The sequence below is a fragment of the Pseudoalteromonas sp. UBA6610 genome (assembly GCF_002433295.1).
Taxonomy (GTDB): Bacteria; Pseudomonadota; Gammaproteobacteria; order Enterobacterales; family Alteromonadaceae; genus Pseudoalteromonas; species Pseudoalteromonas atlantica.
On record NZ_DJHW01000057.1, the window covers coordinates 1 to 20,717 of the forward strand.

Consider the following 20,717-nt stretch of genomic DNA (forward strand, 5'->3'; position numbering starts at 1 on the left):
CCACACTACATAGGCTCTGCCTTGCCTAATTACCAAACAGACGGCTGCAAATTTAACCTCGAAAGATAAACAGGCCATAGCTAGACATGGGGTTAGTTATTTTTATTTAAACCGCCAGCTTTGTTTATACGGGTATACGTCAGGTAAAAAGCCTGATTTAATTTGTTGTTGGCAAGCTTGCCAAAAATCGGCTAAAAACAGATCGTTATGTTCGCAGTTAAAATAGTTAAATGCCGTTTCGTTTGCGCTAAAAAACACCTTAAACTGACTGGGGAAAATATCGTTTTCTGCTATATAAAAATAACTGTTGGCGCTTAGCTCCTCTAGGTCGTTTTGTGCGCTAGGTACATCTCTAAAGTGGCAATCAGTCAATGGGCAAATTTCATCAAAGTCGTAAAAAACAACGCGCCCCCAACGGGTTACGCCAAAGTTTTTCATTAGCATATCGCCTGGGAATATATTAGCACCGGCTAAGTCTTTAATCGCTTTACCGTAATCGGTCATAACCTGTTGTAATGCTTTGTTAGAGCAGTGATTAATGTATAAATTAAGCGGCGTCATTTTTCGCTCAACATACACATGCTTTAAAATAAGCGCCTTACCCGATATAACCATGCTGCTGCCAATTTGTGATTTCATTTGCTTAAGTAACTCGTCGCTAAAGCGGCTGAGGTCGAACACTAAATACCTAAATTCGTGTGTATCTACTAAGCGTCCTACGCGGTCGGCTTGCTTTACAAAGTTGTACTTGGCTTTTACTTGCGCTTTGGTGGCTGTTTTTGGTGCACTAAATTTATCTTTTATTACTTTATAAACGTAGTCTAGCCCTTCAATGGTAAATACCAGCATAACCATGCCGGGAGTACCAGGTGCTGTCACGTATTTAAAATTAGTAGGGCTATTTTTAGTGGTATCAACTTTGTAACGATAAAACTCTGTTTTAGCGTGCTTAATAAAGCCAATGGCGTTAAATAACTCAAAGCGTTTTTTATGTGGCATCAGCACGCTTAAGTAATCTACATAACGTGCGGGTTGGTCGGTATCAACCATAAAATAGGTACGAGCAAAACCAAACAGTAAACTTAACTGATCGGCGCCCATCATTACGGCATCAAGCTTTAACCCTTTATTAGTATTTAATATGGCGATAGCAAAAGGCATGTTATCGCCATTTTTAGCAATACAGCGCCCTATTAAGTAGCAGGCTTTGTTTCTAAAAAATAATGAATTTGCGTATTCTATAAACCCGTCGTTTAAATTTATAAGCTCATACACTTGTTTACATTGCTGCTTTGCACCGGCCATTAACGTTGTTTGCAATGCGTTTAAATCGGCGTCTAAATGACTAAAAGGTACTCTAAAAGCTTGGCGGGTAATGAGCGTTTTTACAGCATGGTTAAACCCATCTTTAAACGATATTCTGCTTACTAAATTTTCATACGAACGCGGCTCGCTTCTGTATTTTGCTTTTAATACAAACAAATGTACGGTACGAATTTTTTTATCGTCCCAAATTGCACCAAAGGTAGAATTAAAAAAGGTATGTGCTATGGGTTTGTTTTCATGATTTTGCACCATATCGCCGTATATATTTTTAGCTAGCTGCCATGTTTGCGGGCAAGACAGTTCAGCGTAAGCAATAACTCTCACAACTTCACTGACATTTTTTACTTCACGTTCGTACACTTGTAAGCGTTCGCGCATGGCAGTTTGCACATCGTGATATTTTTGTTGTTCAAACCGGCTTTGCGCACCTAGCGTAATATTTAAAAACTGCGCAAACATTGCTTCAAAGCCTGCAAAAACAGCGCGGGCCAACTTAGTAGCAATAACTTGCTGTAGCGCATTATTGGTTTGATTAGTTAACGATTTTGACATGGTTACAACACTTTTATTTTTACCACTTATAGCGGTTATTTTTTATTAATTGTTTACACCTTAGCAAGCAGGCTTTAATTTAGGTAATTAATAAAGCATATAAATAAAATTGATCATATGAATATACGTAACGTCGATCTCAACTTATTAGTGTACTTAAATGTGCTCATTGATGAAAAAAGTGTTTCAAAAGCGGCTAATAAACTCGCACTAACACAGCCTGCGATGAGTAACGCACTTAAACGATTACGTGATTTATTTGATGACCCACTACTTGTGCGTGCCGCAGGCTCTATGACCCCCACCAGCAAAGCACTTAGCTTAAAGCCTGAAATAGAGTCTCTTTTAAAAATGGCAGAGGCGATTACTCAGCCCAGTGAGCAATTTAACCCAGCAACGGCAGAGGTGACTTTTAGAATAATGGCAAACGACTACATGGAGTCGACCTTAATTGCCCCCTTTATTACTGAGCAGTTAACTAAAAACCCGGGGGTTAATTTTGATGTACTGAGTCCAAGCGATGTAAACCTGCAAGATATGGAAAAAGGCACTATTGATTTAGCCATAAACCGTTTTAATGGCTTGCCTCGCTCGTTTCATCAAGCCAGTGTTTGGCGCGATAATTACTGCTGTTTAACCCACCCTAAAAATACCTTTTTACAGCACTCAAGCCTTGATGATTACCTACAAAAAGAACATGTTTGGGTAAACCGCGCTGGCTGGGGGCCAGAAGCTGCCGTTACCAATAAGTCAGGCAAGCAAAAACTAGGTTGGGTTGATGAAGCACTTTGGCAGCTAGAACAAACACGTAAAATACGGGTGTTTACACGCCACTACATGATTGCAAGTTTGCTATGCCAATCAGAGCAACTTATTGCCACCTTACCGCGCAGGCAGGCTAAATTATTAACCACGCATACCGATTTAGTCATTAGCCCAGTACCGTTTCAAATAGTCCCTATTGAGGTAAAAATGATATGGAGCCCACTACTTCACCATGCTCCCGCACACCAGTGGTTACGCCGTGAGTTGCTTGAGTTTGCTAAAACAATTGCGGATAGGTAGTTAGTAATTTTCTTTAATTTAAAATTCTGATTACAGCTCAAAATGTATTAAAAAAGATTTAAGGAAAATCACTATCAACATTGATTACTCTAATTATTCACTTAAAGAATTACACGAAGCACTTGAAACTATTGATGCAAACAAATACCCGCAAAGATACAAACGTCTAATAGAAGAGCTAAACAACCCAAAGAGAGTAGACCCTAAGGTTATAAAGCAATTAGAAATAACAGAGCAAAACTCAAAGAAAGAAACCAAAGCATACGTAACTATTTTACTAGGCTTGTTTTTCATTCTATGGAGCTACTTTACTTATAATGATGGCGTTATACATAATAAAGGAGGGGAACGGGTAATTGCTTCTATCGAATCGAGCCCCAAAAAATTCTATTTTATTATTTTTGGTGCAATAGGCTTAGGGTGTATAACCGTCGCGCACGGTATAGAAACGATAGTAAAGCAAAAAAAAGCGCTCAAAAATAACAATTATGAAAAATAAAAAAGAATATCCTTATCTATGCGAAAGCCGCCTTAGCTATATTTATAGATGTATAAAATGTGGCGCTTTTATTAAAAAAGGAATGCACGTTTGCTATCGGTGTGAACATGTTTTCTCTAAAGAAGATGTTGATATTATGATCAAACAGTATCGTGAAAATTATAAGAAAAACTGGCATCATAAACTTTATTTTGTCGCTTTTATCACAACTATTATATGCGCATTGCTCTTTTAAAAATAAAAAGCGCCATGGTATTCAACTTTGGGAAAATACCATGGCGCTTTTGAAATCGTAGAAATAGGAGTGAACCCTACCCTTTATATTTAGCAACCTTGATGCCAACCCACCACAAAAATAAAAAACATTTAAAATCAAACATCTAATTAAATTATGCTTTTAATTATTATTTAGTGTGTCCCAGTTTTGTGCATTTTTATAGGTTTTTGCACCACTTTAATTAAGCATGCTAAGTGGTTTTTGGTTTGTTGTCATTTACTATTGATAAAATCAATGTCAGTTATTGAAAACAACAATTTCATTAATAATACACTTAGCGCTAAAGTGAAGTTAAGCCAACAAACTAAGAGTAATGATTATGACAACATCAAGCTTCACACAACAAGACGGGTTATTTATTGACGCTAATTTACATCAGTTTATTACCCAACAGTTATGCACTAAAACCAATGCAGCTGAGACATACCAAGCACTTGCTACCTTGGTTGATGAGTTTGGTTGTAAATGCCGTAAAACAAAGCACCAACCCGATGATATTTTAGAAGTAGATACACTACTGCATGCGTACCAGCGTAAAAACCACCCGCTTTGCCATGTAGATGCACAAACAACCGAGGCAGTACTTGATGAATACTGCTGCCAAGTACCGGCTATTATTGTAGTTGCATTATTGGATACGCTTAGTGGTACTCAGTGCGATGAACCTAATGCACACGATATTTACCACCGCGCTGCACAGCTTACTAATCGCCCATGTGTACACAAGGCAAAAACAGCCACAGCGGCCTAATAATGGAGTTGCTTAAAAATACTCGATAACCTTTTGTGCAAAGTCACTGCAGCTTAGGGTTGTCGAGTTATTAATATTTTGCGCTAAATCAAAGGTTACATTACCGCTTTTGAGTGCTTGTTCGAGCGCTTGTTCAATCAGCGTTGCTGCCTCATCCCAGCCCATAAACTTAAGCATTAAAACGGCACTTAAAATACTGCTGCTTGGATTTGCTTTGTTTTGCCCTGCTATTCTCTCAAACGTACCATGAGTTGGTTCAAAAAATGCCACATCGTTATTTAAATTAGCAGCCGGCATAATGCCCACTCCGCCAACTTGTGCGCTGAGCATATCTGCTAAAAAATCGCCATTTTGGTTTGTGGTTGCTACTACATCAAATTGCTCAGGGTTCATTAAACATTGTTGCAGCATGTTATCGGCTATCACTTCTTTAATAATTAAAGGCGATTTATTAGCGCGTGCTATTTCAAGCCAGCGTCCGTTTTCGTGTTGGGTAGCGTTAAACTCACTTTGGGCTAAGGCAAACCCCCAACGTTTAAAGGCACCATCGGTAAATTTAAGTACATTCCCTTTATGCACAAGCGTTAACGATTCGCTGTTATTTTTAAGGGCGTAATTAATTGCATAGCGTACTAAGCGCTCGCAGCCTTCTTTAGATATATTTTTTATACCTATGCCACACTCTTGAGAAAACCTTAGGCGCGTTACTCCCATTTCTTCACATAAAAAGTCGAGCATTTTCTCGCTCTCTACGCTGCCAGCTTGCCACTCTATTCCTGAATATACATCTTCGCTGCTATCACGCAGCACTGTTATGTTAGTTAAAAATGGATTTTTTAATGGCGATGGCAACGCACTTAGCCCTTTAACAGTGCGCATATTTACAAATAAATCCATTTCGTGCCTTAGCGCCACATTTAATGAGCGAAAACCGCCGCCAAGAGGTGTAGTTAGCGGCCCTTTAATTGCTATTTTACACGCACGTACTGCGTTAATAGTCTCCTCTGGGAACCAATCGCCATCATATAACTTTGCTGCTTGCTCGCCGTTATATACTTGCATCCAGTGAATTTTTCGCTCCTTTGCATAACAGTGTGTAATGGCATTATTCACCACATGCTGCATGGCAGGTGTGACCTCTTGCCCAACCCCGTCACCATTAATATAAGCAATAATAGGATTTACAGGCACATGCCATTGGCCTTTAGGATCAATAGTAATATTTTGTCCGTGCTCAGGGATTTTAATATGCTGATAAGCCATGGTTAATACCTATAGTCAAAAAAGTGTTACCTGATTAAATCATGCTTGATTGAGCATGTATGCAATTTGCTTTTTATAATTGATATTAGTTAAAAAAATAACGAATTACGTGTGCTTAATTATGTAAATAGTGGGTCAAGTATTAAGCGCGTATTTAGGAGGTATAAATGAAATTATTTTGGCTGTTATTGCTATTAATGTGCTCTTTAAAAGCCTCAGCTGTTGATGTGGTTATTCATAATTTAGACGCACTGACTACTAAGGGTCAAAAAACGGTAGCTACATGGGTAAATCAAAGCCTTGAAAAAACACAAAATACTTTAGGGCCATTACAACAAAGCACCCTCCCTATTTATTTAAAGCCACAATATTTTGCTTTTGAACCCGTGCCATGGGCTAGCGTAAAACGAAATAACCCCGATGGGTTAGAGCTGCATATTGACCGCTACGCAAGTTTAAATGCATTTACAAAAGATTGGACGCTTTACCATGAGCTTTCACATTTATATTTGCCACTACTGCCTTATTCTGGCTTTTGGTTAAGCGAGGGGTTTGCCAGTTACATGCAAAACGTAATAATGCGCAACAGCGGTGTAATTAGCCAAGCGCAATTTGTTCAGCGCCTAAACGCAGGGTTTGAGCGAGCACGCTTACAAACTAAAACAAAGCAGCAGCCACTTAATAAACTTTCAAGTGATATGTGGAAGCAACGTGCACAACAGCGGGTTTATTGGACAGGGGCAGCATTTTTTGTAGAAGCCGATTTAGCCCTTCAAAAACAAGGTAAAAGCGTTGCCGCTATAATAAAACAATACCAACTATGCTGCAGAGCTGCACGCACAAATGCTAAAACGCTCATAAAAGAGTTAGATAAGCTCTCACGCAGTAGTATTTTTACTACCTTGTACGCGCAATATAATACGCGTACCGACTTTCCTGTTATTACTAAAACGCAGTTAAATACACTTTAAGTGCTTTTAATAAGTGCGCAATACTCATCATATGCTTTTACATTGTAATTAGTTGAGTAAGCATTCATAAAACCATGTAAAAACGGTGTTTTGTTACACGTAACTTGGCTTTTACTGGCTAAAGTACTTATCACTTCATCTACATTAAAATGCATTTCGGTATGTGGAAAAATAAACGTACAAGGTACTTTTGCCGCAATATCTAAATGATTTCTAATTTGTGAAGGGTAAAAGCCAATCAGCTTTTTTAGGTGTGGATTGCCTGTTAATAACTGCGCGCGCCACGCGGCACTTGCGCCTGCACTAAACCCTATACAAGCTGTTGGCTCTGTAAGGTTATTAAATACATTTAAGAGCTTAGCTACGTAATTGTCATGGCCACAGTCATTTATAAATTTATTATAATAATATTTTTCACTATCAAGGGGTTGCAGTTCTCCTTTATAGGGGTCTATAACCTCTGTATTGGCTTGCATAATATCTAACAACCTCATTAAAGGTGCTGTTAAACCATAAATATCGCTGACTATTATGTAATTCATACTTACCCTTTTAAGGTTAGAATCCATGCGTTTAAGCAGTTGATAAAATTAAGTATAAATAATTTTTAAATAAATAGCTTGCACACATTTTTTATTTAGGTTACCTTTCTTCTCTGGTCTTAAAAAACCACCGCGGTTAACCTTTTTACCCTGATCCAGTAAGCCCCGCAAAACGTATATTTTAAAGCTAAGTTATTGTACGGCGAGAACCCCTATTAATACCTTGATGATTTTTTTAATATCATCGCAAAAGTGTCATAAAGATCGTCAACACTGTAATGAAGCTAAACACAACATCGTTAATTTATTAACTGCATTTGGCTATAAAAAATAGCGCAGAGTAAATAACAAGAATAAAGTGAGTTTTATTATGTCTTATAAATACAATGGATCTATGATCCAAATTGCCCATCCGGTGCAATCAATTTCTGTAAACAAACAACGTGTTATTTTTAGTGATACACAAGGTTTGAAAAACGCAATGTTTCAAAAAGCAAGCGAAGCGCGCGAATTTGTAAAATGGTTAAAAGCCAACTAATCATTGTGAGCAATTAACTGCTTAAGCAGTTAATGTTAATAAAATGTGCCAGCTTTGTAGCTGGCATTTTACTTTGTTGCACTTAATTGACTACAATAGCGATACTTTCATTGTTTTAGGTAGTTGTAGTAATGCTCCGTGCATTTTTGTGTATCACCTTATATTTAAGCATTTCTTCAGTCAGTTACGCCCACACGATTAACTGGCTAACGCACGACTTTGCGCCCTATTACATTTTAAATGGAAAATACCAACACCAGGGGCGTGATGAAAGCGTTATAACCTTACTCGAGCAACAACTTGAGCACATCACGTTTAATCGCCTTGTTATCCCCTCTGGCAAAGTTACGCAAGAACTAGCCAATAAATCAGCCACACATTGTGCCCTATCACTTTATAAAAATGCATTTAGAGAAAAGTTTATTCACTTTAGCGAGCAGAGCTCAACCACGGGCCTTTCACCTTCCATTGCTATGCATAAAGGTTTGGCGCATTCACTAGAAGTGCCTAACTCAGAGCCAGTGTCGTTGCAGGATTTACTAGCAGAAAAAAAGCTCACGTTAGGTGTATCTATGAACCGCTCATACGGCGAGCAACTCGACAGCGTAATAAATAACACCCCCGATGTTGATATTGTTATTCGCCCAACGCGAAATAGTTTAGCCAGCCTTACCTATATGCTCAATTTAAAGCGCTTAGATATTTTATTAGGTTACCCAAGTGAGCACCATTACTTAGCTAAATCTATGTACTTTGAAGAAAACCTAACTCAGCGAGCGGTTGTTGAAGCGCCACCGTTAAGTTATGGCTATATTGGCTGCACTAAAAATGAACAAGGTGCTAAAAATATTCAACTATTAGATGAGCAATTAAAAAAAATTAAGCAAACCGAGCAATACCACCAAGTAATGTTACGCTGGTTGCCCCCACATTTAAAACCCTTATTAGAATCAAGAATTCACGCTACAAAAAACAAAAACGCCACTAACTAAAGTGGCGTTTTAATTTAATTTACGCTTTATTATTTACGCACACCTTCAATAGACAGTCCAATATCAACATGGGTAGACGCCGGGCCTAAATTATAATCAATGCCGTAATCGGTGAGTTTTAAACTGGTTTCGCCCTCAAAACCAGCACGGTAGCCACCCCAAGGGTCTTGCCCTTCACCTACTTTATCCATTTCAAACGTAATGCGTTTAGTTACGCCATGTAAAGTAAAGTCGCCCGTTACTGTGGCTGTATCATCATCGGTAAATTTTACATTGGTGCTTTTAAATGTTGCTGTTGGGTATTTATCCACATTTAAAAAGTCTTTACCGCGTAAGTGTTTATCACGCTCCGCATGGTTAGAGTCTAAACTTGCTGTATCTATATTTACTAAAATATTAGACCCTGTTTGCGCTTTAGCGTCGTAACTAAAGCTGCCATCAAAACGGTTAAATCGCCCGTGCAGCCAGCTGTAGCCTAAATGCTTAATTTTAAAGGTAACAAATGCATGCGCCCCTTGCGTATCAATTACATAATCTGCTGCATTTGCAGTAGCCGATAACATCATTACACCCGATAGAGCTGCAGTTACTAGTCGTTTTTTCATGTTAGTATTCCTTTGGTTTGATCATTCTTGTTAAGGTTTTATCTTTATCAATAAAGTGGTGCTTTAATGCCCCCAGTGCATGCAAAACAGCCAAGCCAATTAATGTACACGCACCGTAGTAATGAATTTTCCCGGCAATATCGGCTTGTCCATCAAAGTTATAATCCAGAGCTGGTACATTAAATATCGAAAAAACAGCGATTGCTCTGCCATCGGCGGTAGAAATCAAATAACCCGCCACTACAATGACTGCTAAAATTAGGTACATAACAATATGCGCGGTATGTGCAATGTGGTTTACTGTTTTATTTTGACTAAGGGGGCGAGGTTTGGGGCTGAATACGCGCCACAAAATTCTAAAAATAAGCACTGCGGCGAGCGTTATACCTATACTTTTATGTAAATCCAGTGAGCCTTTATACCAGCTGTCGTAATAGGTTAGCTCAACCATGTATAAGCCCAAGCCAAATAAACCAAACACGGTCAAAGCCATCAACCAGTGTAAAATAATGGCAATAAGGCCATAAGATGTGGGCGTATTTTTAAACATGTGGGTTCCTCTAAATTCAATAATTTAAGAATATAGAGGGTGAAGAAAAACTAAAATAGCGTATACAAACAGCATCTGTGCATATACGCACATACAACTTGAGCTACAGTTTTACTAATTAGCTATTTGGCGTGTTGGTAAGGTTTATGTAAATTAGGCTATCAGGTGAGACTTGCAAACAGCTAATTAAGCCTTCTTTTATAAGCTCAAGCATAGCAATAAAGCTAACCACTACACCGCTGCGCCCTTCACTAAGGGTGAATAAATCGCTAAACGGCAGCGCTTTATTTGCGTTACTCAGCTGGGCTAAAATTTGGCTCATCCGCTCACGGGTAGAGAGGATTTCTGCGGTCACTTGGTGATGCTCAAATGTTTTGGCGCGCGCCATCACGTCGCTCAGAGCTAACATTAAATCTTTTAACTCAAGCTCTGGCAGGTTTTGAGCGGTATTTTCAATAACCGGCATAGTTGCATTTGCGACAAAAATATCACGGCCTACACGGGGGATGGCATCTATATTTTCGGCTGCTTTTTTAAACTGCTCGTACTCTTGTAAACGCTTGATCAGTTCTGCGCGGGGGTCTTCCTCTTCTTCGAGCTCCTCGTGCACAGGCAATAACAGACGCGATTTTATTTGCGCCAATAACGCTGCCATTACTAAGTACTCACCGGCAAGTTCTAACTGAAACTCACTCATCATTTCTACATAACTGACATATTGCTCAGTAATGCTAAAAATAGAGAGTTCGAGCACATCTAACTTGTGCTTTTTTATTAAATACAGCAGTAAATCAAGCGGGCCTTCAAAGGTTTCCAAAATAATTTCAAGTGCATCGGGCGGAATGTATAAATCTTCAGGTTTATCTACAACGGCTTTGCCATGCAAAAAAGCCAGTGGCAGCTTTTGCTGCACTGGCTCACTTTGAGTATTTTTTTCGCCCTGTGTTGTATCTCTCACCAAGGTTACTCAAACGGGCTGGTATCGCCACACCCTACACGTAAAATGTGAATATCGTCTTCTGATAGGTCAATAACCGTGGTTGCTTGCTCTGCAAGGTGTCCGCCGTCAATAATTAAATCTACGTGTTTATCTAAACGCGTTAAAATTTCATCTGGGTCTGATTCTGTAAACTCTTCTCCAGGTAAAATTAACGAACACGACATTAACGGCTCCCCAAGCTCTGCAAGTAATGCACATGCAATTGGATGCTCTATAACGCGCATACCAATGGTTTTTTTCTTATCGTTTAATAACCGCTTTGGCACCTCTTTTGTACCTTTAAAAATAAAGGTGTATGGCCCTGGCGTATTATTTTTAATAAGCCTAAACATTTGGTTATCTACACGGGCATAAGTTGCCAGCTCAGATAAATCACGGCATACCAGCGTAAAGTTATGGTGTTTTTCTATTCCACGAATACGCTCAATGCGCTCTTTTGCTTGCTTATTACCGAGGTTACACCCTATTGCGTAGCCCGAATCTGTTGGGTATACAACAACCCCGCCCTGTTTAATAATATCAACCGCTTGGCTAATAAGTCGTGGCTGTGGGTTTGCTGGGTGAATATGAATTAATTGACTCATGATAATGCTCCTTCTTGCCCTTCCCACACTTGCCAAACCCCTTGGCAGTCTTTGGGTAAGTATAAGTTTTTACCTAGCTCTAAATAACTAGTTGGAAAATGAAAGTCAGAACCTTGCGAGCACAGTAAACCGTACTCTTGGCTCAATTGTCCTAAAAATTGGCGTTCAGTGGGCGCTTGTTGCGGCTGCGCAACTTCCATGGCATCGCCCCCGTCACTTTTGTATTGCACAAGTAACTTACGTAACCATTTATTAGACATTTGATAACGCCCTGGATGTGCAAGTACTGCAACCCCGCCCGCAGCATGAATGGCGCTAATGGCTGTTTGCATATCACACCAACTGCTTGGAACATAACCTGTTTTGCTGCGCCCTAAGTATTTTTTAAATACCCCAGGAAAATTTTTAGCTACGCCTCTTTCAATCAATGCACGCGCAAAATGAGCTCGGGTAATTTGGGCGTTTTCTGCCAGCGCCTTGGCTTGCTCGTAAATGCCATCAAAACCGTTTTTTGCCAGCCTTTTGCCAATTTCAATGGCGCGTTCATCACGCTTTTGCTGCTGCGCCGATAACAATGATGTAAGGGCATTGTTATTTATATCAATATTTAGCCCAACAATATGTATTTCAAAGCTTTCCCACTTGGTAGAAATTTCTACGCCAGATATAAGCTTAAGCGGTAGGTTTTCTGTTTCGATAAACGCTTTTGCCGGCGTAATAGCAGCCACAGTGTCGTGATCGGTTATCGCAAACACATCAATGTTTTTTTCTACGGCGCGGTTTAATAATTGCTCAACTGTTAAATGTCCGTCTGAATGCGTTGTATGGCTGTGTAAATCGTATTTTATCAAAAGAAAACTGCTTAAATTTAAGGGTAATAGATGTTTATATAAGTATAACAACTTTTTTGACTAAATTGTTTTAAATAAACACTTGACACAAAAGCGCTAAATACGTTTTACTGTAGCCACTTTTAGACACATTAAGAATTAATAAAAATGATGAATTCAATTCAACACACTATTTGGTGGTGGCACTCATAATTTTTGGGTGATGAATTGTCGTGTCTAGCAAATATTCAAAACCCGCAACTATGCGGGTTTTTTTATAACTAAATTTTACGTATTTAATTTTTTATTTTGAGGCAAAAAAACATGAATAACGGTCTTACTCTTACACATCGTTGGTGGTGGCGCCTGATATAGCGGGACGGTAATGATCTGTTTGTAATTTAGATATCGTTATTCAAACCCCGCATTGCAAAAGCATTGCGGGGTTTTATTTTTTGAGGGAATGAGGTTTGATTTTTAGTCATATAACTACCACACCAGGCGAAGTTACTAGCATAACGCAAGTGCGCGACTACATTAGTAGCCCACTTGCACTTTATGCAGCACTTGATAAGCCTAATTCGCTACTGCTTGAATCAGCCGAAATTGATTCGAAAGACAGTGTTAAAAGCTTAATTTTAGTTGACTGCGCGCTGCGCATTGTTTGCCAAGGTAAAACCGTCACGGTAAGTGCTCAATCTAATAACGGTAAACAGTTACTGCCATATTTAAGAGCCAATGTACAAAGCTGCGATGCAACCTTAACCGACACAAGCCTAACTCTTGTTTATAAAGGCGGCTCTAAAGACATTGACGAGGCAAGTAAACTGGTTGCCGATAATGCATTTAGCGCACTACGCACCTGTATAAACAGTATCAAAAGCACCACCGAAAACCCGTTTTCGGTATTTTTAGGCGGTGTATTTGCCTACGACATGGTGGCTAATTTTGAGCAGCTAAGCGACGTACCCGATGGCGAAAACACCTGCCCAGACTACGTATTTTACTTAGCCGAAACCTTAGTGGTTATCGACCATCAAAAACAAACCACAGAGCTTATTGGTAATGTGTTTAATGGCCCAGACGTACACGCTAATTGTTTTGAGGTAGGTAAAGAGCTAGAACGATTAAATGCCTTATGCGATAAAGCAGAAGAGTTTAGTGCGCCTATGCAAACAGGCACCTGCGATGTAAGTGTTGATATAAGCGATGAAACTTACTGCGAGCAAGTGGTTAAGCTTAAAAAGAACATCGTTGATGGTGATATTTTTCAGGTTGTGCCTTCGCGTACGTTTTCACTGCCCTGCCCTGATTCGTTGCACGCATATAGCCAGCTTAAAAAGCAAAACCCAAGCCCTTATATGTTTTATATGCGCGATGAAGAATTTGCTTTATTTGGCGCCTCACCTGAGTCTGCACTTAAATACGAAGTGCAAAGCAAACAAGTTGAAGTTTACCCTATTGCCGGTACTCGCCCACGTGGAAAATTTGCCAATGGCGCAATCAACCCAGATTTAGACAGCCGTATTGAGCTTGAACTAAGAAACGATCAAAAAGAGCGTGCTGAGCATTTAATGCTAGTTGATTTAGCTCGTAACGATGTGGCACGCATTAGCGTAGCCGGCACGCGCCATGCAAAAGAGCTTTTAAAAGTAGACCGCTACTCGCAAGTAATGCACTTGGTTTCTCGCGTGGTGGGCACGTTAAAGCCTGAGCTTGATGCACTGCACGCTTACCAAGCGTGTATGAACATGGGCACGCTGGTAGGCGCTCCTAAAGTACGTGCCGCCGAACTTGTACGCCAAACCGAAGGCAAACGCCGTGGCAGCTACGGTGGCGCAGTGGGCTATTTAACAGGCGATGGTGCAATGGATAGCTGCATTGTTATTCGCTCAGCGTTTGTTAAAAATAATACCGCGTATGTGCAAGCAGGTGCCGGTGTCGTTTACGATTCTGATCCTCAAGCCGAAGCTAACGAAACCCGCGCTAAAGCCCAAGCGGTGATCACCGCCATAAAATCGACTTATGAGGCGGTATAAAATGAGCACAGCAAACCCAATGAAAATATACTTTTTAGATAACTTTGATTCGTTTAGCTACAACCTTGTTGATGAACTAACCATGCTGGGCTGTGAGCTTGTGGTATACAGAAATAACATACGTGCAGAGGTTATTTTTAATAAAATGCGTCAAGAGCCTGGGCAAGTATTATTAGTGCTTTCGCCAGGACCTGGTGCACCCAGTGATGCAGGTTGCTTAATGGAATTAATCGAACTGGCTAAAGGCCACTTCCCCATGCTGGGCATTTGTCTAGGGCAACAAGCACTTACACAAAGTTATGGCGGAGTAATCGGCCACGCTGGCGAAACCGTACATGGTAAGTCATCAATCATTAATTTAAACCCGCATCCGGTGTTTGAAGGAATGGGCAACACCATGCCCGTAGCCCGTTACCATTCATTAATGGCAACCAAGGTACCTGAAAATATTGAGGTAATTGCACAATTTGACGATATTCCTATGGCCATATATCACCACGACGATAAAGCGTTAGGTTATCAATTTCATCCTGAGTCAATACTTACGCCAAATGGTGCAATGCTACTTCAACAAAGTGTTGCGTACTTAACGCGCACCAACTAATAGAGGACATTATGAGTACCCAAGCACAAGAGACCATAAATGTTCAATACGCTATTGAGCAACTTATTCAAGGCAAGTCGTTAAACTATGCCCAATCAAACGCATTATTTAACCAAATAATGCAAGGTAACATGAGCGAAATAGAGCTCACAGCATTGCTAATTAGCCTTAAAATAAAAGGCGAAGTAAGTGATGAAATTGCCGGCGCTGCAGCGTCAATGCGAGAAAACGCCGTTGCTTTTACAACCGCTAGCACGCAACTTGCCGATAGCTGCGGCACCGGGGGCGATGGCTCAAACACGATTAATATTAGTACTACCGCTGCGATTGTTGCAGCTGCCGCGGGTATTAATATGGTAAAACATGGTAATCGCAGTGTATCGAGTAATTCGGGCTCTGCTGATTTATTAAAAGCATTGGGCATTAATATTGATATGAGCCCAGCACAAGCTGCACAGTGCCTTGAACAAACCCATTTTACCTTTTTGTTTGCACCGCATTATCACAGTGGTGTACGCCACGCGATGGGCGTACGTACTGCGCTTAAAACACGTACCATTTTTAATATTTTAGGCCCGCTTGCTAACCCTGCTGCACCACACGTGCAATTACTGGGTGTTTACGATGAGTCTTTATGTATGCCAATGGCGCAAACACTTAAAACATTAGGCACTAAGCGCGCGATGATAGTGCATGGTTCTGGCACTGACGAAATAGCCCTGCACGGCCCAACTAACGTAGTTGAGCTAAACAATAGCGAAATAACGCAGTACACATTAAACCCAAGCGACTTTGACCTTGCAAACTATTCACTTGAACAACTAGCCGGTGAAGGCCCACAATATAACGCAAATGCAAGCCTTGCTATTTTACAAGGTAAAGGCAGTGATGCGCACAATGCTGCAATCGTAGTCAATGTGGCTGCACTTTTATACCTAAGCGGTAAAGTACAGTCATTAAAAGAAGGCGCACAACAGGTACAAACATTACTAAGTTCAGGCAAAGCCATGAACACATTAAATGCAATTATTGAGGTAAGTCATGGCTAATGTATTAGACAAAATTGTTGCTGATAAAAAACAAGAGCTAATAGAGCGTAAAGCCGCGCGCCCACTAGAGAGCTTTAAACACTTAGCAGTGCCAACTAGCCGCAGCTTTTATAAAGCGTTAGCAAAGCCGGGTACGCAGTTTATTTTAGAATGTAAAAAAGCATCTCCTTCAAAAGGACTAATAAGAGAGCCGTTTGATTTAACCGAGATCACCTCTGTTTATAAAAAATATGCTAGCTGCATGAGCGTACTTACAGATACTAAATACTTTCAAGGTAGTTTTGATTATTTAGAGTTTGTACGTAGCCAAGTAGAGCAACCACTTATTTGTAAAGACTTTTTTATTGATGAGTACCAAGTTTACATGGCACGTATTTATGGCGGCGATGCTATATTACTAATGCTTTCAGTGCTTGATGATGAACAATATAAAGCGCTACATGCAGTTGCCGACTCGCTTAACATGTCGGTATTAACCGAAGTAAGTAACGAAGAAGAAGTACACCGTGCCCTTGCACTTGATGCACAAATTATTGGTATTAATAACCGTGACCTTCGCGATTTAAGCACTGATTTAGCAACCACCGAAAAGCTACGTAAACTCATCCCACAAGATAAAGTAGTTATCTCAGAGTCAGGTATTTACACTCATCAAGATGTTAAACGCCTAGCGCCATTATGTGATGGCTTTTTAGTTGGCAGTTCTTTAATGGCTGAGCGCGATTTAGAACAAGCCTGCAAAAAAGTGATTTTAGGTGATAACAAAGTGTGCGGTTTAACCCGAGCACAAGACGTACAGGCCGCTTACAACAACGGCGCAGTGTACGGTGGACTCATTTTTTACCCTAAATCGCCTCGTTATGTTGATTTAGATTGTGCGATTGAGCTGAGCCAAAGTGCGCCACTTAAATTTGTCGGTGTTTTTGTTAATGCAAGCCCGCAGCAAGTGGTACAATACGCGCACGAACTAAAACTTGCCGCAGTACAATTACACGGTCAAGAAAGTGACGATTACATTGCCGCATTACGTACACAGTTACCTAAAGGTTGTGAAATTTGGAAAGCACAGGCAATTAAAGATACATTGCCAACCCCAGCTACGGGCGTAGACCGCCATCTTTATGATACCCACAGCGATACACAAGCCGGTGGTACAGGTAAAGCATTTGATTGGGCAGTACTGCGCGACGCAACAACCCCCTTTATGCTAGCGGGTGGCTTAAATCCAGACAATATAAAAGACGCGCTTTCTCAAGGTGCCCTAGGCCTTGATTTAAATTCAGGCGTTGAAGAATCTGCGGGTAAAAAGTGCCCTATCAAATTACAAAATGCTTTTACAAGCATCAGAAATTATTGAGGTTATAATGCAAAATCCAGCTTATTTTGGCGAGTTTGGCGGTATGTTTGTACCTGAGCTACTTGTCCCTGCGCTTAAGCAGTTAGAGAACGAATTTAACAAAGCACAAAAAGACCCTGAGTTTGAGGCTGAGTTTACAAAATTATTAAACGAGTATGCCGGTCGCCCTACGCCGCTTACATTAACGCGTAATTTAATTAAAAACCCTAAAGTAAAACTTTACTTAAAACGTGAAGATTTACTGCACGGCGGCGCACACAAAACCAACCAAGTACTTGGTCAAGCGTTGCTAACTAAACGTATGGGTAAAAAAGAAGTTATTGCCGAAACTGGAGCGGGCCAACATGGCGTGGCAACAGCCCTAGCCTGTGCATTACTTGGCTTAAAATGCCGCATTTATATGGGTGCTAAAGACGTTGAGCGCCAACAGCCTAACGTATTTAGAATGAAATTAATGGGCGCAGAGGTTATTCCGGTAACAGCCGGCTCTGGCACATTAAAAGATGCGGTAAACGAAGCGCTACGCGACTGGTCTGCAAACTACCAAGACGCTCATTACTTACTTGGTACCGCAGCGGGTCCTCATCCATTCCCAACAATTGTACGAGAGTATCAAAAAATCATTGGTGAAGAAGCTAAACAACAAGTACTCAAAGCAGAAGGACGCTTACCAGATGCCGTACTAGCCTGTGTTGGCGGTGGCTCTAATGCCATTGGTATGTTTACTGACTTTATTGACGAGCCAAGTGTAAAACTTATTGGTGTGGAGCCTGCAGGTAAAGGCCTAGATACCCACGAGCACGGCGCTACAATTTGTAAAGGTACTAAAGGTATTTTACACGGTACCTATACGTACATTATGCAAAACGACGATGGCCAAATTGAAGAGTCATACTCAGTATCTGCCGGTCTTGATTACCCTGCAGTTGGACCACAGCACGCGTTTTTACACGAAACAGGCCGTGCTCAATATGTGGGTATTACCGATACAGAAGCCCTTGACGCGTTCCAAGCACTGGCTAAAAACGAAGGTATTATTCCAGCTCTTGAATCAAGCCATGCCCTTGCTTATGCGCTGAAATACGCCGAAGAGCAAACAGAAGAAAGCATTTTAGTGGTTAACTTAAGTGGCCGTGGCGATAAAGATTTAACCCACGTACACAGCGTTTTATCACAAGGAGGTCAACTATGAGTCAGTTAAATACAGATCGTTACGGTAAAACCTTTGCTGCACTTAATGAGCAAAAACAAGGTGCATTTGTACCATTTGTTACCATTGGCGACCCAGGTAAAGAGCAAAGTATTGCCATTATTAAAAGCTTAATTGATGGCGGTGCGGATGCACTGGAGCTAGGTATTCCGTTTTCGGACCCAATCGCCGATGGCCCCGTTATTCAAGCGGCGAATATTCGTGCTCTCGATGTAAACATTAACACGCAAGATTGCTTTGATATTATTAAAGAAATACGCGATTACAATGCAGATATTCCAATTGGCTTATTATTGTATTCAAACCTTGTGTTTAAACGCGGTTTAGAAACATTTTATAAAGATGCTAAAGCAGCGGGCGTAGACTCTATTTTAGTTGCTGATGTACCACTGCATGAGTCTAAAATGTTTAGAAAAGCAGCCATGGCAAACGGTATAGACCCAATATTTATTGCCACACCCAATGCCGATGACGATACTCTGCGCCAATGTGCATCTTACGGCCGTGGCTACACGTATTTATTATCGCGTGCGGGTGTTACCGGCACCGATACTAAAGCGCAAATGCCAGCGGGTAACATAGTAACTAAGCTAAAAGAATACCATGCAGCCCCTGCTTTATTAGGCTTTGGTATTTCTACTCCCGATGATGTAAAAGCCGCCCTAAATGCCGGTGCAGCTGGTGCTATTTCAGGCTCAGCCGTTGTTAAAATTATTGAGGCCAACCTTAATGATTTAGACGCGATGACAACGCAGTTAAAAGCGTTTGTAGCTGATATGAAAGCGGCCACCGTGTTGTAAAAGCTTAAAATTTACACATTAAAAAAGGGCATTTTAAATGCCCTTTTTTATTAAGCTCTAAACTTAGTGAGCTTGATGCTTACCTTCTAAAATTTCTTCAATAAATTTTGCATTAAATGCTTCTAAATCTGCAGGACTGCGGCTTGTTACTAAGCCTTGGTCTACACTCACCTCTTCATCAACCCAGTTTGCACCAGCATTGATTAAATCACTTTTAATGCTTGGGAATGATGTAACGGTACGGTCGCGTAATTTATTAATTTCGGCAAGTAACCAAGGAGCATGGCAAATAGCTGCAACGGGTTTGTTTTTCTCAGCGCCAAAAAAACCGTCTATAAACGCTTTTGCGTGCTTATCTTGGCGTAACGTATCTGGGTTAAATAAGCCACCTGGCAGCATAAGCGCATCGTAATCGCTGGCACTGGCATTTGTAACAAGTTTATCTACGCTTACTTTGTCGCCCCATTTATCTTCATCCCAGCCGGTGATTTCACCCTCTTTTACCGACACAATATCGATATCGGCGCCGGCATTAAGTAAAGCATCACGTGGAGATAATAGCTCACTTTGCTCAAAGCCATCAGTGGCTAAAATAGCAATTTTTTTGCCTTGTAAACGAGTGCTTGTTTGTAATGTAGACATATAGATCTCCTTATTGCGTTTAATAAAATGTTTCAATCACCCTATTAAAAGCATAACCGATGCCAAATTTAACCTATTGAAAATAATGGATAATATAAATTAAAGCTGTCAAAGCTATGTAAATCATTTAGAGGGTTTGAACAATCTACATAGCTTAATTTAAAGTGCGTATTAAAAACCAGCACACAAGCTTTGCTTACAAGATGAAGTAGTTAGGCATTAACTAAAAGCTGGGGATTTATTTTGTAGACGCACCTATTAGCGGGGTGCGCCGAACTATAATTTTGTGATTAATAGCGCTAACTAAACCTAAAAAGGTAACCAGGCTATTAACAAGTATTGGTTGCAGGAACTAGTCGCTGGTACTAGTCGCTGGTACTGGTCAATGCAAGTTGCTATTTAAAGGAGATCTTTTAATGCTTTGGCTGGTTTAAATACGGGCTTGTTAGCGCCTTCTATTTCAATGCTTTCGCCTGTTTGTGGGTTACGGCCAGTGCGCGCTGGGTAGTAGCTTAAAGCGAATGTACCAAATCCATTAATTTGCACTTGGTCGCCTTCAGATAACGATTTAGTAATTACTTTTTGTAAGCTAGTAAGGGCTGCTTGTGTGTCTTTTTTTGTTAGTTCACTGCGTTTTGCTATTTGGGCAACAAGTTGTGCTTTGTTCATTG

General features: G+C 40.5%; 21 protein-coding genes. 11 read left to right on the forward strand and 10 right to left on the reverse strand.

Annotation, left to right across the window (positions count from 1 at the left end; all coding sequences use genetic code 11):
* Window positions 1-102: 102 nt before the first annotated feature.
* Window positions 103-1,878 carry a bifunctional isocitrate dehydrogenase kinase/phosphatase gene (aceK, locus tag B4F91_RS07270; protein ID WP_286937649.1) on the reverse strand — a complete coding sequence of 592 codons (1,776 nt, stop codon included), beginning with the start codon at window positions 1,876-1,878 and terminating at the stop codon, window positions 103-105.
* Window positions 1,879-1,995: 117 nt separating this feature from the next.
* Here aceK and B4F91_RS07275 point away from each other — a divergent pair, with 117 nt between their 5' ends.
* Complete coding sequence (locus B4F91_RS07275; RefSeq protein WP_064385020.1) at window positions 1,996-2,943, forward strand: LysR family transcriptional regulator; 948 nt, start codon at window positions 1,996-1,998, stop codon at window positions 2,941-2,943.
* Between the two features lie 1,095 nt (window positions 2,944-4,038).
* Window positions 4,039-4,470 carry a hypothetical protein gene (locus B4F91_RS07280; RefSeq protein WP_286937648.1) on the forward strand — a complete coding sequence of 144 codons (432 nt, stop codon included), beginning with the start codon at window positions 4,039-4,041 and terminating at the stop codon, window positions 4,468-4,470.
* Window positions 4,471-4,482: 12 nt separating this feature from the next.
* On the opposite strand, the gene icd is transcribed toward B4F91_RS07280, so the two are convergent.
* Window positions 4,483-5,733, reverse strand: a complete 1,251-nt coding sequence (gene icd, locus B4F91_RS07285; protein ID WP_286937647.1) for an NADP-dependent isocitrate dehydrogenase — start codon at window positions 5,731-5,733, stop codon at window positions 4,483-4,485.
* A gap of 167 nt (window positions 5,734-5,900) precedes the next feature.
* On the opposite strand from icd, the gene B4F91_RS07290 reads away from it, so the two are divergent.
* Window positions 5,901-6,704, forward strand: coding sequence for a hypothetical protein (locus B4F91_RS07290; protein WP_286937646.1), 804 nt, complete (start codon window positions 5,901-5,903; stop codon window positions 6,702-6,704).
* Here the strand turns inward: B4F91_RS07290 and B4F91_RS07295 are convergent.
* Window positions 6,701-7,246, reverse strand: a complete 546-nt coding sequence (locus tag B4F91_RS07295) for a dienelactone hydrolase family protein (RefSeq protein ID WP_273586843.1) — start codon at window positions 7,244-7,246, stop codon at window positions 6,701-6,703. The two genes, B4F91_RS07290 and B4F91_RS07295, sit on opposite strands and share 4 nt — an antisense overlap.
* A gap of 370 nt (window positions 7,247-7,616) precedes the next feature.
* Here B4F91_RS07295 and B4F91_RS07300 point away from each other — a divergent pair, with 370 nt between their 5' ends.
* Together B4F91_RS07300 and B4F91_RS07305 are read left to right on the forward strand one after the other, a co-directional pair.
* On the forward strand, window positions 7,617-7,784 hold the full coding sequence (locus B4F91_RS07300; protein WP_024033460.1) for a hypothetical protein: 168 nt from the start codon (window positions 7,617-7,619) through the stop codon (window positions 7,782-7,784).
* Window positions 7,785-7,915: 131 nt separating this feature from the next.
* On the forward strand, window positions 7,916-8,776 hold the full coding sequence (locus B4F91_RS07305; RefSeq protein ID WP_286937644.1) for a transporter substrate-binding domain-containing protein: 861 nt from the start codon (window positions 7,916-7,918) through the stop codon (window positions 8,774-8,776).
* Between the two features lie 29 nt (window positions 8,777-8,805).
* On the opposite strand, the gene B4F91_RS07310 is transcribed toward B4F91_RS07305, so the two are convergent.
* The 5 genes from B4F91_RS07310 to rnm form a co-directional block, all read right to left on the reverse strand.
* Window positions 8,806-9,381, reverse strand: coding sequence for a YceI family protein (locus B4F91_RS07310; protein WP_154945603.1), 576 nt, complete (start codon window positions 9,379-9,381; stop codon window positions 8,806-8,808).
* Window position 9,382: 1 nt separating this feature from the next.
* Entirely contained in the window at window positions 9,383-9,931 is a 549-nt protein-coding gene (locus tag B4F91_RS07315; protein WP_055255702.1) for a cytochrome b, read from the reverse strand.
* Window positions 9,932-10,049: 118 nt separating this feature from the next.
* On the reverse strand, window positions 10,050-10,889 hold the full coding sequence (locus tag B4F91_RS07320) for a segregation and condensation protein A (RefSeq protein WP_286937641.1): 840 nt from the start codon (window positions 10,887-10,889) through the stop codon (window positions 10,050-10,052).
* Window positions 10,890-10,894: 5 nt separating this feature from the next.
* Entirely contained in the window at window positions 10,895-11,515 is a 621-nt protein-coding gene (locus tag B4F91_RS07325; protein WP_004586789.1) for an L-threonylcarbamoyladenylate synthase, read from the reverse strand.
* Entirely contained in the window at window positions 11,512-12,366 is an 855-nt protein-coding gene (gene rnm, locus B4F91_RS07330) for an RNase RNM (RefSeq protein ID WP_286937639.1), read from the reverse strand. The genes B4F91_RS07325 and rnm overlap by 4 nt, the downstream gene beginning before the upstream one ends.
* A gap of 449 nt (window positions 12,367-12,815) precedes the next feature.
* On the opposite strand from rnm, the gene B4F91_RS07335 reads away from it, so the two are divergent.
* The 6 genes from B4F91_RS07335 to trpA are packed head-to-tail and all read left to right on the forward strand — an operon-like array spanning window position 12,816 to window position 19,404.
* Entirely contained in the window at window positions 12,816-14,384 is a 1,569-nt protein-coding gene (locus B4F91_RS07335; RefSeq protein ID WP_288635510.1) for an anthranilate synthase component 1, read from the forward strand.
* Window position 14,385: 1 nt separating this feature from the next.
* Window positions 14,386-14,988, forward strand: coding sequence for an aminodeoxychorismate/anthranilate synthase component II (locus tag B4F91_RS07340; RefSeq protein ID WP_054982635.1), 603 nt, complete (start codon window positions 14,386-14,388; stop codon window positions 14,986-14,988).
* 11 nt (window positions 14,989-14,999) lie between these two features.
* Window positions 15,000-16,037 carry an anthranilate phosphoribosyltransferase gene (gene trpD / locus B4F91_RS07345; RefSeq protein WP_286937633.1) on the forward strand — a complete coding sequence of 346 codons (1,038 nt, stop codon included), beginning with the start codon at window positions 15,000-15,002 and terminating at the stop codon, window positions 16,035-16,037.
* Entirely contained in the window at window positions 16,030-17,394 is a 1,365-nt protein-coding gene (gene trpCF, locus B4F91_RS07350; protein WP_286937631.1) for a bifunctional indole-3-glycerol-phosphate synthase TrpC/phosphoribosylanthranilate isomerase TrpF, read from the forward strand. Before trpD ends, trpCF begins: the two co-directional genes overlap by 8 nt.
* A 7-nt stretch (window positions 17,395-17,401) precedes the next feature.
* Window positions 17,402-18,586: a tryptophan synthase subunit beta gene (trpB, locus tag B4F91_RS07355; RefSeq protein WP_054982687.1), complete on the forward strand. Its 1,185-nt coding sequence runs from the start codon at window positions 17,402-17,404 to the stop codon at window positions 18,584-18,586.
* Window positions 18,583-19,404, forward strand: a complete 822-nt coding sequence (trpA, locus tag B4F91_RS07360) for a tryptophan synthase subunit alpha (protein ID WP_286937629.1) — start codon at window positions 18,583-18,585, stop codon at window positions 19,402-19,404. The genes trpB and trpA overlap by 4 nt, the downstream gene beginning before the upstream one ends.
* Before the next feature lie 63 nt (window positions 19,405-19,467).
* Here the strand turns inward: trpA and B4F91_RS07365 are convergent, their stop codons facing one another.
* Both B4F91_RS07365 and B4F91_RS07370 read right to left on the reverse strand, forming a co-directional pair.
* A complete protein-coding gene (locus B4F91_RS07365; RefSeq protein WP_004586797.1) occupies window positions 19,468-20,046 on the reverse strand; it encodes a type 1 glutamine amidotransferase domain-containing protein in 579 nt (192 codons plus the stop codon).
* Between the two features lie 399 nt (window positions 20,047-20,445).
* Window positions 20,446-20,715, reverse strand: a complete 270-nt coding sequence (locus B4F91_RS07370; RefSeq protein ID WP_004586798.1) for an HU family DNA-binding protein — start codon at window positions 20,713-20,715, stop codon at window positions 20,446-20,448.
* Window positions 20,716-20,717: the final 2 nt, after the last annotated feature.

What these genes read in the sequence shown, in the direction of transcription:
- aceK (WP_286937649.1), bottom strand. Translation starts at nt 1,878, where the DNA reads ATGTCAAAATCGTTAACTAATCAAACCAATAATGCGCTACAGCAAGTT.
- B4F91_RS07275 (WP_064385020.1), top strand. Translation starts at nt 1,996, where the DNA reads ATGAATATACGTAACGTCGATCTCAACTTATTAGTGTACTTAAATGTG.
- B4F91_RS07280 (WP_286937648.1), top strand. Translation starts at nt 4,039, where the DNA reads ATGACAACATCAAGCTTCACACAACAAGACGGGTTATTTATTGACGCT.
- icd (WP_286937647.1), bottom strand. Translation starts at nt 5,733, where the DNA reads ATGGCTTATCAGCATATTAAAATCCCTGAGCACGGACAAAATATTACT.
- B4F91_RS07290 (WP_286937646.1), top strand. Translation starts at nt 5,901, where the DNA reads ATGAAATTATTTTGGCTGTTATTGCTATTAATGTGCTCTTTAAAAGCC.
- B4F91_RS07295 (WP_273586843.1), bottom strand. Translation starts at nt 7,246, where the DNA reads ATGAATTACATAATAGTCAGCGATATTTATGGTTTAACAGCACCTTTA.
- B4F91_RS07300 (WP_024033460.1), top strand. Translation starts at nt 7,617, where the DNA reads ATGTCTTATAAATACAATGGATCTATGATCCAAATTGCCCATCCGGTG.
- B4F91_RS07305 (WP_286937644.1), top strand. Translation starts at nt 7,916, where the DNA reads ATGCTCCGTGCATTTTTGTGTATCACCTTATATTTAAGCATTTCTTCA.
- B4F91_RS07310 (WP_154945603.1), bottom strand. Translation starts at nt 9,381, where the DNA reads ATGAAAAAACGACTAGTAACTGCAGCTCTATCGGGTGTAATGATGTTA.
- B4F91_RS07315 (WP_055255702.1), bottom strand. Translation starts at nt 9,931, where the DNA reads ATGTTTAAAAATACGCCCACATCTTATGGCCTTATTGCCATTATTTTA.
- B4F91_RS07325 (WP_004586789.1), bottom strand. Translation starts at nt 11,515, where the DNA reads ATGAGTCAATTAATTCATATTCACCCAGCAAACCCACAGCCACGACTT.
- B4F91_RS07340 (WP_054982635.1), top strand. Translation starts at nt 14,386, where the DNA reads ATGAGCACAGCAAACCCAATGAAAATATACTTTTTAGATAACTTTGAT.
- trpD (WP_286937633.1), top strand. Translation starts at nt 15,000, where the DNA reads ATGAGTACCCAAGCACAAGAGACCATAAATGTTCAATACGCTATTGAG.
- trpCF (WP_286937631.1), top strand. Translation starts at nt 16,030, where the DNA reads ATGGCTAATGTATTAGACAAAATTGTTGCTGATAAAAAACAAGAGCTA.
- trpB (WP_054982687.1), top strand. Translation starts at nt 17,402, where the DNA reads ATGCAAAATCCAGCTTATTTTGGCGAGTTTGGCGGTATGTTTGTACCT.
- trpA (WP_286937629.1), top strand. Translation starts at nt 18,583, where the DNA reads ATGAGTCAGTTAAATACAGATCGTTACGGTAAAACCTTTGCTGCACTT.
- B4F91_RS07365 (WP_004586797.1), bottom strand. Translation starts at nt 20,046, where the DNA reads ATGTCTACATTACAAACAAGCACTCGTTTACAAGGCAAAAAAATTGCT.
- B4F91_RS07370 (WP_004586798.1), bottom strand. Translation starts at nt 20,715, where the DNA reads ATGAACAAAGCACAACTTGTTGCCCAAATAGCAAAACGCAGTGAACTA.